The sequence below is a fragment of the Kitasatospora sp. NPDC018058 genome, from assembly GCF_044327205.1.
In the GTDB taxonomy this organism is placed as follows: Bacteria; Actinomycetota; Actinomycetes; order Streptomycetales; family Streptomycetaceae; genus Kitasatospora.
The window spans coordinates 181754-196390 of sequence record NZ_JBIRFA010000004.1; the positions used below are offsets into that span (position 1 = coordinate 181754).

Below are 14637 nucleotides of genomic sequence, written 5' to 3' on the forward strand. Positions count from 1 at the left end.
CCCGTCGTCCGGCCCCCGCCGACCGGCGGGAGCGCTGAAGGGCTTTACCTGATCGCGAACAAACATTGGATTTCCGGTGGCCACCTCGCAACCGGCCCACCCCGGCCCACGTCATAAGATCGCAGGAAGGTGCGCTTCCGTAAGGGACGGCGCGCCCACCACTCCGGGGGTCGCACCAGCGCCGCGCCCCCGGGCCTGTCCGGCCCCACCGGGGGGCCGCCGCCCGGTCAGAGGGACCGGGCGTGACATCGGTCGGAGAGTCCTCACCGTGCTTAGGCAGTCGTCCCGTTCCCGTGCCGTCCTGACCGGCGCCGCCGTCCTCACCCTGGCCGCCTCGCTCGCGGCCTGCGGGAGTTCCGGCGGCGGGAAGGGGAGCACCTCCGCGGACGGCACCCCGGCCGCGACCAGCGCGAGCAGCCCGACCGCCACCGCCTCGGCCGCGCCCATCGCCGAGCAACCCACCCCCGGCAACGGGAAGGTGCAGATGCCGACCGGCCCGGCGCCCAGCTTGAACAAGGTCCGGGACACCGCCGCCGGTCCGATCATGATGACCAAGGTGACCGGCGCCAAGTCCGGCGTCACCGGCCAGGTCTGGGTCTGGCTGCCGCCCGAGTACAACGACCCCAAGTACGCCAAGACCGGCTTCCCGGTGCTCACCCTCTACGCGGGCGGCCAGAGCAACGGCTACAACACCTGGACCGACAACCAGCTGCCGATCCAGGAGGCGGACGAGCAGCTGGTCAAGGAGGGCAAGGCCCACCCGTTCATCATGATCATGCCGGTGCAGAACTTCAACAGCGACGAGAAGAACGCGCTGGACTGCTCCGACATCCCGGGCCAGCCCAAGATGGGCACCTGGATGGCCGAGGACATCCCGGACTGGGTCCGCGCCAACTTCCGCACCCTGAAGGGCCGCGACAGCTGGGGCGTGATGGGCGCCTCCACCGGCGGCTTCTGCAGCGCCAAGATGGCCCTGCAGCACCCGGACGTCTACAAGGTCGCGGTGCCGATCGACGGCTACTTCATCCCGGACTCCGGGCTGTGGAAGGGTCACGACGCCGAGAAGGCGGCCAACAGCCCCAACCAGCTGATCACCCAGGGCAAGGCCGACGTGAAGATGTACGTCACCGCGGGCGGCGCCAACGGCTACGAGAAGGACGTCGTCAAGAGCTGGGTGGCCAAGGCCGTCCCGCCGGTGTCCATCGAGTACTACGAGCAGCCCGGCGGCAAGCACCTCACCTCGGACTTCAAGAAGATGATCCCGGACACCCTGCAGTGGCTCACCAAGAACCTGGCGGGCCCCGCCTCGGACTGAGTCCGGGGGGTGGCACGACGGGAGGGCCTCGGCCCGTGCGCAGGCCCGTGACCTGCGCGTCAATCGGACATTGATTCGCTTCTGATCGACTGCGAGCACCTTGGATGGGGCGGCCTTCACGGGCCGCCCCATCCGTCCTGCCACCCGTCGTGAAGAGAGTGCCATGCCGATCCACCTGCTGCCCCAGCCCGCTCCCTCCGTGCCCGCGCAGGCGGAGTCCGCCGCCGACTCCCGGCGGACGGACGCGTACGGCCGGGCCGCGGACGAGGAGCCGGTCACCGTCCGGTTCGCCGGGCTGCGGCTGGTGCACGCCGCACTGCGCCGGGATCTCGCCCGGCTGCCCAACGCGCTGCGACTGCTCCAGCCCGATGAGGATCACAAGGGCGAGGCGCTGCTGCGGCACTGGACCTTCATGACCGCGATGCTGACCTGCCACCACGAGCAGCAGGACGCCCGGATCTGGCCGATCGTGCGACGCTTCGCGCCCGAGCTGCGGCTGCTGCTCAACTGGCTGGAGGCCGACCACCACAACCTCGACCACTCCTTCACCCGGGTCACCACGCTGGTCCGGATCGCCAGCCGGGACACCGGCAGCGCCTGGCCGGTCGCGTACGCCATGGAGGACCTGGCGGCCCGGCTGGAGACCCATCTGCGGATCGAGGAGCGGCAGTTGCTGCCCCGGATGGAGCGGGTGGTCACCGGCAACTCCCGGCTCGGCGGCCTGGGCGAGCTGCTCGACCTGCTGCGTTCGGCGGACGGCCCGGGCACGGCGGACGCGCTGGCCTGGCTGCTGGACGGTGTGGAGCCGGCGACGGTGGAGCGGCTGCTGGCCGAGTGCGACGACGACGTGGCCCGCAACTGGCCGCACTGGCAGGCGACCTACCAGCGCTGCACGGCGCCGCTGTGGGGGCCGGCGGGCGACCTGGGCGGGGGAGCGGTCGGCGCAGGGCCGGTCGACGGGAACCTCAGCATCTTCGGCGAGGGCCTCGGCGGTGGCCTGGGGAGCGTCGTCGACTGACCCGCGGCTCTCTTCGCAGGCCGTCGATCTACGCGCGTGGCATGGGCCTCCGGCATATGCCGATACCGGTCTTCATGCCCAACTCCCTTTGCCCCCTTGGGGATTCGACCCACTCCTCTCGGTGGTGCGGCGGCTTCGGCCCCGGGGTTCGGACCAGGGGAGGCCTACCGCCGACGGCCGATGGCGGGGCGCTGCCCGCCCCCTACCGTCGAACCCATGACCACGGCCCGCAGCACACCCACCCCGTGCCGCACCCGGACCCGCCCGCTCCCCGCCGTCCGCGTGACGGTCGGTGACGCCGGGAAGACCGTCGACAAGGGCGGCGAGATCACCGTCGGCGAGGTCACGGTGACCCTGCGGAAGGCCGACAGGGGCGACCACTACGCCGAACTCCACGTCAACCGCTGAGTCCCGAAGCGCTCCCCGGCGCGTACTCCGGCGCCTACGGCGGTGCTGGTGCCGGCACCCTCCCCGGTGCCTACTCCGGCAGGCGGTTGAGCCACTCCAGCGGAGCGACCCGGATCGCCGTGTGCGGCGAACCGTCCCACTCCACCGGAAGGCGGACCCCCTCCAACGCGGCCACCACGGCCCGGCCGACCTCCACCGTCCGCCGCTCCGACACCTCCTTCGGCTCGTCCCCGGCGTGGAACCCGCCGTAGCGCAGCATCAGCCCGCGTCCGGCCGCGGCCGCCTCGGTGTCCTGCTGGTGGAAGAAGACGAAGCCGCGCGAATCCTCGTCGGCCTCGTCGCCGATCTCCGCGTAGCCGCAGCCGGCGCAGCAGGTGAAGTCCATCGCCGCGACGATGCCCTGCTCCTCCAGCGCGTCGAAGGCCTCCTCCAGCCGGTCCACGTCCGTGGTCTCCGGCCACTCGGCCTGCTCGGCCAGCCGCTCGGTCCACAGCGGAGCCACGATCCGCTCCGCCTCCTCCTGCGTCAGCCCCTGGTCGTCGAGGACCTCGACCAGGGACTCGGCTATCTCGTCCGGCTCCTGGAAGCCGCACCGGATCAACGCGCGAGCCCGCTCCCGGGCTTCGAGCAGCACATCGGGGGTGAGCGCCGTCTCCTGGGTCATGCCCGCATCCTCGCACCCGCCACTGACAATTCAGGCCCCCGACCCCCGCCGGTGCGCTACCGTCCGCCGATGACCTCTCTGCTCCAACCTCCGCTGATCACCCGACTGCTGGCCGCCGAGCGCATCCTCGTGGCCGGCGCCGGCGGCGGCTTCGACGTGTACGCCGGACTGCCGATCGCCCTCGCCCTGCGCGCCGCGGGCAAGGAGGTGCACCTGGCCAACCTCTCCTTCACCCACCTCTACGGCCTGCCCGGCGAGGTCTGGCAGGAGCCCGACGTGGCCAGGATCGGGCCGGACACCCCCGCACCCGAGGGCTACTTCCCCGAGCGCACCCTGGCCCGCTGGCTGCGCCTGCACGGGATGCCCGACACCGTGTGGGCCTTTCCGACGGTGGGCGTCCGACTCCTGCGCGAGGCCTACCGCAGACTCGTCGCCCACCTGGGCGTCGACGCGATCCTGCTGGTGGACGGCGGCACCGACATCCTGATGCGCGGCGACGAGGCCGGCCTCGGCACCCCGGAGGAGGACATGGCCAGCCTGGCCGCCGTGGCCGGCCTGCCGGAGGTGCCCGAGCGGCTGGTCGCCTGCCTGGGCTTCGGCATCGACGCCCACCACGGCGTCAACCACGCGCTGGTGCTGGAGAACCTCGCCGCGCTCGACCGGGCCGGCGGCTACCTCGGGGCCTTCTCCATCCCGCGCGGCAGTCGGGAGGGCGCGCTCTACCTGGACGCCGTCGAGCACGCCCGGGTCGCCTTCCCGCAGCACCCCAGCATCGTCAACGGCTCGGTGGCGGCGGCGTTGCGCGGCGAGTTCGGCAACGTCCAGTTCACCGAGCGGACGAAGGACGACGAGCTCTTCGTCAATCCGCTGATGACGCTCTACTTCGGTGTCACGGTCGAGGCGCTGGCCGCCGAGCACCGCTACCTGGACCGGCTGGAACACACGGTGCTGACCCGCCAGATCAGCACCGTGATCGAGGAGTTCCGGGACGAACTGCCCCGGCAGCGCCCGCCCCGGCAGTTCCCGCACTGACCGCCGGCGTGGGCGGCCCCGGCAGCCCCTTGAGTCCCACCGGCCGGGGCCTCACTGCGTGGCGAGCCGGAACTCCAGGTTGCCGAACCGCACCTGGTCGCCCGGCCGGACCGGCACCCCGCCCGCTATCCGCCGCCCGTTCACATGGGTGCCGTTGGTCGAGCCGAGGTCGTACAGCACCCAGCCGCCGTTCTCGCGCCGCAGCTCCGCGTGGTGCCGGGAGACCGAAGCGTCGTGCAACCGCAGCCCCGAGCCGGGGATGCGTCCGATCGTCAACTGCCCCGCCCCGGTCTGCGGCAGGCTCAGCCCGGGCAGCCGCTCGGTGCGCCAGGCCCGGTTCAGCCGGTCGCCGAAGGCGGAGACCCGGCCGACCGTCCGCAGCACGAAGCGCTCCACCGGCCCGCCGGTGGGCAGCCCGGCCACCGCCGCGTCCAACTCGGCGTGGCTGGTTGCCTGGAGGACGATCTCCATCCGGCCGAGGAAGGTGTCGTGCGACAGCCGGCCGCTGCCCGCGCCCTCGCGCAGCACCCCGAGTGCCGCTTCCCTCTCGGCGTCGGAGGGCCGGGCTTGGCCGGCGGGAAGCTCAGGCTGCGTCATGGCCTGATTGTCGGATCGACCGGCGCGGACTGTCCAGATCACGCCGTGGTCCGGCGCAGGGTTCGTACGTCACTGAGCGACAGACGCCGCCCCCACCTGCGCGGTTCCAGGGTGCCGAACGGACCGTCAGGCCTTCCGGGCGGCCGCGAGGATCTTCTCCGTGGTGTGCAGGAACCGGGAGGTGACCGACCCCCGGTAGCCCTTGCCGAACATGTCCTTGGTGACCCACTTGCCGTCCTGCAGGTGCACCACGATGTACGCGGCCCCCGGGTCGGCGCCGAGCACCTCGTAGTCGCCCTTCGCCGAGCGGTGCGGGAGGGCGAGTCCGGCCGGCAGCGGTTCGGAGAGGAAGGCGACCACCAGCCGGATGTCCGGCGTCACCTCGACCCCCCGGAACGGCTCGGCGGCGAGCAGCTCGGCCACCTCGTCGACCGTCCGCAGCAGCACCGGCACCGGGTAGCCGAGGGCCTGCTCCAGGTGCTCCTCGATCCGCCGGGTCAACGCGGCGCGGTCCGGTTCGGCGGTGCTGAAGAAGACGTTGCCGCTCTGGATGTACGAGCGGACGTTCCCCAGCCCCAGTTCGGCGAAGAGCGCCCGCAGCCGTTCCATCCTCACCGTCCGGCCGCCGACGTTGATGGCCCGCAGGAACGCGATGTAGTCGGTCGTGGTGGTCACCCCGCCAGTGTGGCACCGGCCGCCGACAACGCCCGGTCCGAACCGCCTGCCGCGCACGGCCGTTCGTGCCCGGCGGTCGTCGGTGTCGGGTGCCACACTGGCGCCATGGCTACCTGGCAGGATTTCGAGCACGAGGCACCCGAACTCGCGGCCCTGGTACGGGCCCGGTTCGACGCGAACAGGCACCACGTCCTGGCGACGCTGCGCAAGGACGGTTCACCCCGGGTGAGCGGGTCGGAGGTCGACTTCGTCGGCGCCGACGCCTGGCTGGGGTTGATGTACCAGGCGGTCAAGGCGCGCGACCTGCAGCGGGACGCCCGCTTCGCGCTGCACGCCCACCCGGGCGACGAGACCATGGCCGGCGGGGACTCCAAGATCTCCGGCCGTGCGGTGGAGGTCACCGACGAGGACGAGATCGCCGCCTTCTCGGCCGAGCTGCCCGAGCCGCCGCCCACCCCGTTCCACCTGTTCCGACTGGACCTCCAGCAGGTGGTGCACACCGCCCTGGAGGGCGACCGCCTGCTGGTCCACAACTGGCACCCGGGCCGGCCGGTACGGACGACCCAGCTCCACTGACCGGCCCCGGTGGGCGACCGGGCTAGGGCAGAACGGACTTGAGCGCCTCGGGAGTCCGGGCCACCACGGCGTGCCCGTCGTCCGCGGTGATGATCGGGCGCTGGATCAGCACGGGGTGCTCGGCCATCGCCGCGATCCAGCGCGTCCGCTCGCCCGCCTCCCGGGGCCACTCCTTCATCCCCAGGTCCTTCGCGACCTGCTCGTCGGTGCGGGTGATGTCCCACGGCTCCAGGCCCAGGCGCTCCAGCACCTGCTCCAGCTCGGCCGCCGTCGGCGGCTCCTCCAGGTAGCGCCGCACGGTGTACTCCACTCCGGCGGCGTTCAGCTCGCCGAGCGCCGTCCGGCACTTGCCGCAGCGCGGGTTGATCCAGATCTCCATACCGACAACCCTATCGAGGCCCGCGGCCGGACCACCCGCACCGGGAACTCCGCGGCGCCCGCCGGTGGTTCACGAACCAGGAATCATCGTCATCGGAGGGGAGCACCGGATGGACGGCGCGGCGATCGTCGAGCAGCTGATGACCACGCAGGTCAGGGCCGACCCGTACCCGCTGTACGCGAGGGCGCACGAGCTCGGCCCGGTCGTCCCGGCCGGGGACGGGATGTACCTGGTGAGCGGCTACGCGGCCGTCAACAAGGTGCTGCGCACCCCCGCCTTCGGCGTCGCGACCGCCGACATGATGGCCGGCCTGGCCCCGGAGTTCGCCGGGCACTCCTCGCTCGCCCTGTTCGGCCGCTCGATCCTCCAGCGCAACGCGCCCGACCAGCCCAGGGTCCGCTCGCTGATCGCCTCGGTGTTCACCGCCCGCCGGGTCGCCGCGCTGCGCCCGGCCGTGGAGGCGGCGGTCGACCGGCTGCTGGACGGGTTGGCCGAGCGGGGCGCCGACGGCTCGCCGGTGGACTTCATGGACGCCTTCGCCTTCCGGCTGCCGGTCGGGGTGATCTGCGAGCTGCTCGGCGTCCCCGAGCAGGACCGCTACCGGTTCCGCGGCCTCGCCTCCGACCTGACCGTCGCGTTGGAGATCATCCAGGACCTGGACGAGCTGGGCGACGCCGACCGGGCCGCCGACGAGCTGTCCCGGTACTTCACCGAACTGGCCGCCGAGCGCCTGGCCCGTCCGCAGGACGACCTGGTCAGCGACCTGGCGCGGATCGCCGCCGAGGACGGCGAGCGGCTCTCCGCCGAGGAACTGCTGGCCAACCTGGTGCTGCTGCTGGTGGCCGGGTTCGAGACCACCACCAACCTGCTCGGCAACGGCCTCGCCCTGCTGTTCCGCCACCCCGAGGTGGCCGCCGGGCTGCGCAGCGGCGTGATCACCCCGGCCGGCTTCACCGACGAGGTGCTGCGCTTCGACTCCCCGGTCCAGGCCACCGCGCGGGTCGCGCTGGAGGAGGGCCTGTCCATCGAGGGACTGCCCGTCCCGCCCGGCAGCACGGTGACCCTGCTGATCGGCGCGGCCCACCACGACCCGGACCGGTACGACCGCCCCGCGGTGTTCGACCCGTCCCGTACCGAGAGCCAGCCGCTGAGCTTCGGCGGCGGCCAGCACTTCTGCCTGGGCTACCAGCTGGCCCGGCTGGAGGCCGAGGTCGCGATGCCCGCCCTGCTGGACCGCTTCCCCCGGCTCGCCCCGGGCGGGGTCCCGACCCGGCGCGACCGGCTGGTGCTGCGCGGCTTCGAGACCCTGCCGGTGACGGTTCGCTGACCTGCACCGGCCCTCTGCTTCCGGGGTCGCCTCCGGGCCCCGTCGGCCCCGGCCCCGGCCCCGGAAGCCGGGGCGTTCGGCCGTTCGTGAGTGGGCCGTTCGTGGCTGGGCCGTTCGTGGGGGAGCATGGAGGGACGAACCGGTCATTCCAGGCCTTTCCTTCTCGGACCGGCCGGACCGGCCAGCCAGGAGGTCCCCGCCGTGTCGGCACCCCGCCCGCCGCAGCTCGCGGTCGCGCAACCGCGGGTGCCGCGCTGGGTGCTCTGGCTGCCGGTCCTGCTGCTGGTCCTCGACCTGATCGCCGAGGCCGTCGTCCCGGACGCGGTCGCCGCCGGCTTCCTGCTGACCGCCCTGCCCGTGGTGGCCGCGTTCAGCTACGGCCCGGTGCTGACCGCCGCCACCACGGGCGGCTCGCTGATGCTGCAAGTGCTGCTGGCCCTGCGCGCGGGCCACATCAACGAGCAGCACCACGTCTGGGTCTACATCGCCACCCTGCTCTCCGGGGCGATGGGCACCGCGCTGTCCTGGCAGCGCACCCGGCAGAACCGCAACCTGCTCCAGGCCCGTACGGTCGCCGAGACCCTCCAGCGCACCGTACTGCGACCGGTCCCCGAGCGGGCCGGCGGCCTGCGGGTGGCCGGGCTCTACCGCCCGGCCCAGGCCGGGGTGCTGGTCGGCGGCGACCTGTACGAGGTGTGCGACACCCGCTTCGGCGTCCGGGTGCTGCTCGGCGACGTCCGCGGCAAGGGCCTCGGCGCGGTCCGCACGGTGGCCGACGTGCTCGGCGCCTTCCGGGCGGCCGCCCACGACACCCCGGGCCTGGTCGAACTCGCCGACCAACTGGACCGGGCGGTCCTGCGGGACGCGGCCGAGCGCGGCGACGACGAGCTCTTCGTCACCGCCGTCCTGCTCCAGTACCGGTCGGGCACCGACTGCGTGGAGATCGTCAACCGCGGCCACACCACCCCGCTGCTGCTCGCCGACGGCACCATCGCCCCGGTGGCCTGCGCCGACGAGCTCCCGCTCGGTCTCGGCCACCTCGGACCCGACGACGAGTCCGTCAAGCCGACCACCGTCGCCCTGCCGCCGGGTCACACCGTCCTGCTCTACACCGACGGCGTCAGCGAGGCCCGCGACACCACCGGTGCCTTCTACCCGCTGGCCCCGCGCCTGGCCGCCCTGGACAGCACCGCCCCCGACCGGGTGGTCTCCTTCCTGGCCCAGGACGTCCACCGGTACGCCGGCCTGCTCGCCGACGACCTCGCCGTCCTCGCCCTCACCCCGCAACCGGGCCCGGCGGGGTAGCGCTCCCGGGGCCCGCCCACTCCCACAGGTTCGCGAACAGCACCGCCTGCTCCCGGGCGTCGTCGAGGGCGATGGGCCCCTCCTGCCCGATGGCGGGCAAGGAGGGAGGGGGTGCGGCAGGTCCGGGAGCAGCTCCGGCGGCATCGACCGCTTCCCGATCCCGGCGAACGGCACCCCCGCCCGCGCCGCGTACAGCCGCCTCCGGATCCGCCCGCCGGAACCCCTCCCCGTCATGCCACCCGGCCACCACCGCCCCGAAGCTCACCATCGAGTACGGCCCCGGGATCGGCCCGTCCGCCTCCACGCCCACCGACACGTACACCGTCGGCGTCACCTTGCCGTTTCTGCTCCCCGTGCCCCCGTCCAGCCCACCCCGGCAAGCGCATTCAGGAGGAGGCGACCAGGAAGGCGGCGATGCCGACGAACAGGACGGCGGACACCCCGGTCACCACGCTCTGGCTGCGGACGCCCAGTCGGCGGCCGGAGCGGGCGACGGCGTAGGCGAAGACGGCCTCCAGCCCGGAGGCGACCACGAACCAGGTGACGGTGAACAGGGCCAGGCCCGGCCATCCGGCCAGGTGCCGGGCCCGCATCATCGTGGGCGTGCCGGTGGCCAGCCAGAACGTCCAGGTGAGCGGGTTGGCCAGGTTGGCGGTGACGCCCTTCCAGAACGCCCAGGACTCGCTCACGGCGGGGACGGCGTCGCCGCGCCAGAGCCGGCGCGCGTCCCGGGCGGCGAGTGCGGCGAGGTAGAGGAAACAGACCGCTCCGGCCAGGCCGACCCAGAGGGACGCCCGGGCGACGGCGGTGATGACCCAGGCGAAGGCCAGGGCGGGTATCAGCAGGATCAGGTCGGCGGTGGCGGAGCCGAGGATGACCCGCAGGGCGGGGGCGAAGCCCCGGGTCGCGGCGGTCTGGAGGATGGTGACGAAGATCGGGCCGACGGACAGCGCGGCGCCGGCGCCGAGCATGAGGCCGAGCCAGAGCACCTGGATCACGACGGGTCCTCCTCCTTGGTCCCGGGCGGCTTGGGGGCGGCGAGGTGCCCGCTCGCGGTCGGTTCCTTGATGGTCTCCAGCGCGATGGACGTCACCGTGCGGCTGACGCCCGGGACGGCCCGGACGCGTGCCAGCAGCTTGCGCAGCGACTGCGGCGAGGCGGTGCGGATCTTCAGGACGTAGCTGTCCTCGCCGTCGACGTCGTGGCACTCCAGGATCTGGGGCTCGTCGCGGACGAAGCTCTCGAAGGGCTCCTGCTCGTCCACGTCGGCGTGGGTCCCCACGCGCATGTAGGCGACGAGGTCCTGCCGGAGCGCGCGGGGGTCGATGAGCGCGGTGTAGCCGCGGATGACGCCCTCGCGTTCCATCCGCCGGATCCGCGAGTACACCGAGGGGCCGGTCAGCCCGACGGTCTTGGCGATGGCGGCCTGGGTCGCCCGCCCGTCCTCCTGGAGGATCGTGAGGATCCGGAGGTCGACGTCGTCCAGCCCACGGGGCATGTCTTCGTTCAAGGTTTCCCACTCCAGCGAACGATGCTTAGAACGTCAGGCTATATCTCCGATTGATTCGTTCGCCAGGTGGTGGAGGTGGCGAAAAGGCGGTCGTGGGTGGAACGCCCCGCCCGAAGGCGTGCGCCCCACCTGCGACCGCCGGGCCGGGGGTTCAGCCCCAGACGTAGTCGATGTCCGTCGGGAACTGTTCGAAGACCGGGGCGAGTCGCTCGGCCGCCCGTCGGCCGGCGGTGAAGGACTCCGCCAGGCTGCCCGGGTCGCGGCGGCCGGCTCCCCACAGGGTCTCGTGCACCAGCCGGGCGTGGTCCGCCAGCACGTCCGCGCTCTTGGCCAGCCACGGGCCGCCGGTGGTGACCGCGTCGAGCCCCTCCTCGGTGAGCCGGCCCAGTTCGATCACGGCGGCCACGCTGTCGCCGAAGCACTGCGGATCCCGCGACAGGTAGCGCAGCAGCTCGGCGGAGTACGCCTCCTCCAGCGGCAGCGGGTCCGGCACCAGCGTGGAGGCCGTCAGCAGGCCGAGGCTGTCCGCGTAGGACTCCTCCAGCGCCATCCGCTCGAACGGCGGGGAGGACGGCTTCCGCCCGGCGGGCCGGGAGTCCTCGTCCAGCCGCCAGAAGTGCCCCAGGTCGTGGCAGCGGAACCAGACCAGCGACGCCTCCAGCAGGCGCTCGTCCGTGCTCTCGGGCTCCCGACCGGCCAGCCGTCGGAACAGCGGCAGCGAGCAGGCGTCGAACCGGGCCTGGTGGACGTTGGTGAAGACCACGGTGAAGTCCTCGCGCAGGACCTCGCCGTCGGGGACCTCCAGCGGGAAGAAGTGGGCGAAGTTCTTGTGCCCGAACGAGGTCTCGCCCCCGGCCAGCAGCAGCCGGACGGTGTTCATCGCGGGCGGTTCGGCGCAGTCGAGCCGGACCTCGCCCCCGAGGGCGTCGGCCGCCGCCCGGCGGACCGTGTCCAGGTGGGTGTCCACGGTGTCCACGTATGCCTGGCGCGCCGGGTCCGGCGCCGCGACCAGCAGGCTGACCGGCACCCGGGTCGCCCGTCGGCCCCAGGTGCCGAGCGGCCCGCAGTACAGCCAGGGCTCGTCGGGGGAGGGCCGGTGGATGGGCGAGGTCGGCCACCGGCCGGTCCGGGCGTAGGCGCCGAGCGTCTGCGCACCCTCGCGGGCGCACACCGCCAGCTCCGGCCGGGCGGCCTCCTCCCGGTCCGCGACCCGCGCCAGCACCTGGGCCGCCTTCCGGGCCAGCAGCTGCTGCGCGTCGTCACCCTCCCTGGCGAACGGGAAGGTCTCCAGCACGGCCATGCCGTCGAGCAGGGACTTCACGGTCAGCAGGCCCTCCCAGGTCTTCGGGAAAGCCTTCCGCAGCAGTTCGAACCCCGGGTCGATCTCCTTCGTCGCCACCCGGGGCTCGGGCCGGTGCCAGAACGGCCGGGAAACGACGTCGATCGGGGGCGTCAAGGACAGCAGGGACATGGAAATCCTCCGGTACGTGAATGCGTTTTCAAGAGCGCAGGGAGAAACCCCGCACCGGGCGCTGTGAATTTCCGGAACCAGTCATTTCGGCTGGCGGGCACTGAACGGTCCGTGAACGGCCGGAAGCCGAAAATCGAATCCGCGCAGCCGAAATTCCCCGAGCCGCGGCCGGCCGGTTTCGCACAGGGCGGGCCGGCCCGTCCGGTCGGAGTGTCGTGGATCGTGGGCGGCGGCGAAGGGCCGCCGGGTGAAGCGCAGGGCCGGTTCGGGCCGGGGTTCAGGTCGTCAAACGATGTCGACGTCCTCGACTGCGCGGAGAGTCGGCGGGCCGCAGCCCCGCCGAGTGAAGGTCGATCGTCCGGATCTCACCGGGGGTGCACGGAATGGCGCAAACGCCACCGTCGCGCACGACTTTCCGAGTGCGACTAACCGATTCGACCGTGCGGTGGATCAGCATCTGATCTGCATGGTGAACACACTAATCCACGGACAATACCGTTTGCAACAAGCTCCGTCCGGAGGTGGCCGCAGCGCTTATCGATCACGTATTCCCGCTGGTGGATCGGGTGGATCGCTTGCCAACGGATCCTTGAATGGCGCCCTGCGGAGCCGCGCACCCGCGGGGGAAACGCCGACGGGGGCGCGGACATGGTGTCCGCGCCCCCGCCGGGTGGGTCCTTCCTACAGGTCGTAGTACAGCTCGAACTCGTGCGGGTGGGGCCGGAGGGCGATCGGGGCGATCTCGTTGGTGCGCTTGAAGTCGATCCAGGTCTCGATCAGGTCCGGGGTGAAGACGTTGCCCGCGAGGAGGTACTCGTGGTCGGCCTCCAGGGCCTCCAGGACGGCCGGGAGGGAGGAGGGGACCTGCGGGACGTTGGCGTGCTCCTCGGGGGCGAGCTCGTAGAGGTCCTTGTCGACGGGCTCCAGCGGCTCGATCTTGTTGCGGATGCCGTCGAGGCCGGCCATCAGCATGGCGGAGAAGGCCAGGTACGGGTTGGAGGACGGGTCCGGCGCGCGGAACTCGATGCGCTTGGCCTTGGCGTTGGAGCCGGTGATCGGGATGCGGATCGCGGCCGAGCGGTTGCGCTGCGAGTAGACCAGGTTGACCGGCGCCTCGAAGCCCGGCACCAGGCGGTGGTAGGAGTTCACCGACGGGTTGGTGAAGGCCAGCAGCGAGGGGGCGTGCCGGAGCAGGCCGCCGATGTAGTAGCGGGCGGTGTCGGACAGGCCGGCGTAGCCCTGCTCGTCGTAGAAGAGCGGCGAGCCCTCGCTCCACAGCGACTGGTGGACGTGCATGCCCGAGCCGTTGTCGCCGAAGATCGGCTTCGGCATGAAGGTGGCGGTCTTGCCGTTCCGCCAGGCGACGTTCTTGATGATGTACTTGAACAGCATCAGGTCGTCGGCCGCGTGCAGCAGGGTGTTGAACTTGTAGTTGATCTCCGCCTGGCCGGCCGTGCCGACCTCGTGGTGCTGGCGCTCGACCTCCAGGCCCGCCTTGGCCAGCTCCAGCGACATCTCGGCGCGCAGGTCGGCGAAGTGGTCCACCGGCGGGACGGGGAAGTAGCCGCCCTTGTACTTGACCTTGTAGCCGCGTACGTCGCCCTCGGCGGCGCCGGTGTTCCAGGCGCCGGCCTCCGAGTCGATGTGGTAGAAGGACGCGTTGGCGCTGGTCTCGAACCGCACCGAGTCGAAGACGTAGAACTCGGCCTCGGGCCCGAAGAAGGCGGTGTCGGCGATGCCGGAGGAGGCGAGGTAGGCCTCGGCCTTCTTGGCGACGTTGCGGGGGTCACGGCTGTAGGCCTCGCCGGTGACCGGGTCCTGGATGAAGAAGTTGATGTTGAGGTGCTTCTCGGCCCGGAAGGGGTCGAGTCGGGCAGTGGCGAGATCCGGCACCAGGGCCATGTCGGACTCGTGGATGGCCTGGAAGCCGCGGATCGACGAACCGTCGAACATCAGGGTCTCGGACGGGTCGAAGGTCGCCGCAGGTACGGAGAAGTGCTGCAGTACGCCCGGCAGGTCGCAGAAGCGGACGTCGACGAACTTCACGTCGTTGTCCTGGATGAACTGCTTCACTTCGGCGGCGTTGTTGAACATCCATCCTCCTCGGCGTGCGAATTGGGTTCACCCTAGGAATGGGTCGTTTCCAGTCGGTGACCATCTCGTTTCCTAGATGTTAACCGCGGCCGCCGAACGGGCGGCAAAGGCGTACGGTACGGGGCAAATCACCCCGCCGACCAGGAGGCTCTTGGGGTAGTGGTCTGGACCACTTGGTAAGTCCGGCGATCGGGATTCACCCGGTCGTGGACGAGTCCGGCACGACGCCCCGCCCGGAGGGGAGCCGGTGCGGGCACTCGGGGTGA

The 14637-nt window shown here is 71.9% G+C and carries 15 protein-coding genes; 7 read left to right on the forward strand and 8 right to left on the reverse strand.

The window, feature by feature from the left end; all coding sequences use genetic code 11:
* Nucleotides 1-268 precede the first annotated feature (268 nt).
* The 3 genes from ACH4E7_RS07635 (at nt 269) to ACH4E7_RS07645 (ending at nt 2741) form a co-directional block, all read left to right on the forward strand.
* Nucleotides 269-1315 carry an alpha/beta hydrolase gene (locus tag ACH4E7_RS07635; RefSeq protein ID WP_396248076.1) on the forward strand — a complete coding sequence of 349 codons (1047 nt, stop codon included), beginning with the start codon at nt 269-271 and terminating at the stop codon, nt 1313-1315.
* Nucleotides 1316-1478: 163 nt separating this feature from the next.
* Nucleotides 1479-2333 carry a hemerythrin domain-containing protein gene (locus ACH4E7_RS07640; RefSeq protein WP_396248077.1) on the forward strand — a complete coding sequence of 285 codons (855 nt, stop codon included), beginning with the start codon at nt 1479-1481 and terminating at the stop codon, nt 2331-2333.
* Between the two features lie 216 nt (nt 2334-2549).
* Nucleotides 2550-2741, forward strand: a complete 192-nt coding sequence (locus ACH4E7_RS07645) for a hypothetical protein (protein WP_396248078.1) — start codon at nt 2550-2552, stop codon at nt 2739-2741.
* Nucleotides 2742-2811: 70 nt separating this feature from the next.
* Here ACH4E7_RS07645 and ACH4E7_RS07650 read toward each other — a convergent pair whose 3' ends face one another.
* Nucleotides 2812-3405: a DUF6891 domain-containing protein gene (locus ACH4E7_RS07650; protein WP_396248079.1), complete on the reverse strand. Its 594-nt coding sequence runs from the start codon at nt 3403-3405 to the stop codon at nt 2812-2814.
* Nucleotides 3406-3474: 69 nt separating this feature from the next.
* On the opposite strand from ACH4E7_RS07650, the gene ACH4E7_RS07655 reads away from it, so the two are divergent.
* Nucleotides 3475-4437: a DUF1152 domain-containing protein gene (locus tag ACH4E7_RS07655; RefSeq protein ID WP_396248080.1), complete on the forward strand. Its 963-nt coding sequence runs from the start codon at nt 3475-3477 to the stop codon at nt 4435-4437.
* A 51-nt stretch (nt 4438-4488) separates the two neighbouring features.
* Here ACH4E7_RS07655 and ACH4E7_RS07660 read toward each other — a convergent pair whose 3' ends face one another.
* Together ACH4E7_RS07660 and ACH4E7_RS07665 are read right to left on the reverse strand one after the other, a co-directional pair.
* A complete protein-coding gene (locus ACH4E7_RS07660) occupies nt 4489-5034 on the reverse strand; it encodes an FHA domain-containing protein (RefSeq protein WP_396248081.1) in 546 nt (181 codons plus the stop codon).
* 126 nt (nt 5035-5160) lie between these two features.
* Entirely contained in the window at nt 5161-5709 is a 549-nt protein-coding gene (locus ACH4E7_RS07665; RefSeq protein ID WP_396248082.1) for a DUF1697 domain-containing protein, read from the reverse strand.
* A gap of 105 nt (nt 5710-5814) precedes the next feature.
* Between ACH4E7_RS07665 and ACH4E7_RS07670 the strand changes: the two genes are divergently transcribed.
* On the forward strand, nt 5815-6285 hold the full coding sequence (locus ACH4E7_RS07670) for a pyridoxamine 5'-phosphate oxidase family protein (RefSeq protein WP_396248083.1): 471 nt from the start codon (nt 5815-5817) through the stop codon (nt 6283-6285).
* A gap of 22 nt (nt 6286-6307) precedes the next feature.
* Here the strand turns inward: ACH4E7_RS07670 and ACH4E7_RS07675 are convergent, their stop codons facing one another.
* Nucleotides 6308-6664 carry an arsenate reductase family protein gene (locus tag ACH4E7_RS07675; protein ID WP_396248084.1) on the reverse strand — a complete coding sequence of 119 codons (357 nt, stop codon included), beginning with the start codon at nt 6662-6664 and terminating at the stop codon, nt 6308-6310.
* Between the two features lie 109 nt (nt 6665-6773).
* Here ACH4E7_RS07675 and ACH4E7_RS07680 point away from each other — a divergent pair, with 109 nt between their 5' ends.
* Both ACH4E7_RS07680 and ACH4E7_RS07685 read left to right on the forward strand, forming a co-directional pair.
* A complete protein-coding gene (locus tag ACH4E7_RS07680) occupies nt 6774-7991 on the forward strand; it encodes a cytochrome P450 (RefSeq protein WP_396248085.1) in 1218 nt (405 codons plus the stop codon).
* A 201-nt stretch (nt 7992-8192) separates the two neighbouring features.
* Entirely contained in the window at nt 8193-9296 is a 1104-nt protein-coding gene (locus tag ACH4E7_RS07685; protein ID WP_396248086.1) for a PP2C family protein-serine/threonine phosphatase, read from the forward strand.
* A gap of 386 nt (nt 9297-9682) precedes the next feature.
* On the opposite strand, the gene ACH4E7_RS07690 is transcribed toward ACH4E7_RS07685, so the two are convergent.
* The 4 genes from ACH4E7_RS07690 to glnA all read right to left on the reverse strand — a co-directional run bounded on the left by ACH4E7_RS07690 (nt 9683) and on the right by glnA (nt 14371).
* Nucleotides 9683-10294, reverse strand: a complete 612-nt coding sequence (locus tag ACH4E7_RS07690; protein WP_396248087.1) for a LysE family translocator — start codon at nt 10292-10294, stop codon at nt 9683-9685.
* The gene (locus ACH4E7_RS07695) at nt 10291-10806 is read right to left on the reverse strand and encodes an Lrp/AsnC family transcriptional regulator (protein ID WP_396248088.1); all 516 of its coding nucleotides are present in this window, start codon (nt 10804-10806) and stop codon (nt 10291-10293) included. The genes ACH4E7_RS07690 and ACH4E7_RS07695 overlap by 4 nt, the downstream gene beginning before the upstream one ends.
* Before the next feature lie 151 nt (nt 10807-10957).
* A complete protein-coding gene (locus ACH4E7_RS07700; RefSeq protein ID WP_396248089.1) occupies nt 10958-12277 on the reverse strand; it encodes a hypothetical protein in 1320 nt (439 codons plus the stop codon).
* 681 nt (nt 12278-12958) lie between these two features.
* Nucleotides 12959-14371, reverse strand: coding sequence for a type I glutamate--ammonia ligase (gene glnA, locus ACH4E7_RS07705; protein ID WP_355675031.1), 1413 nt, complete (start codon nt 14369-14371; stop codon nt 12959-12961).
* Nucleotides 14372-14637: the final 266 nt, after the last annotated feature.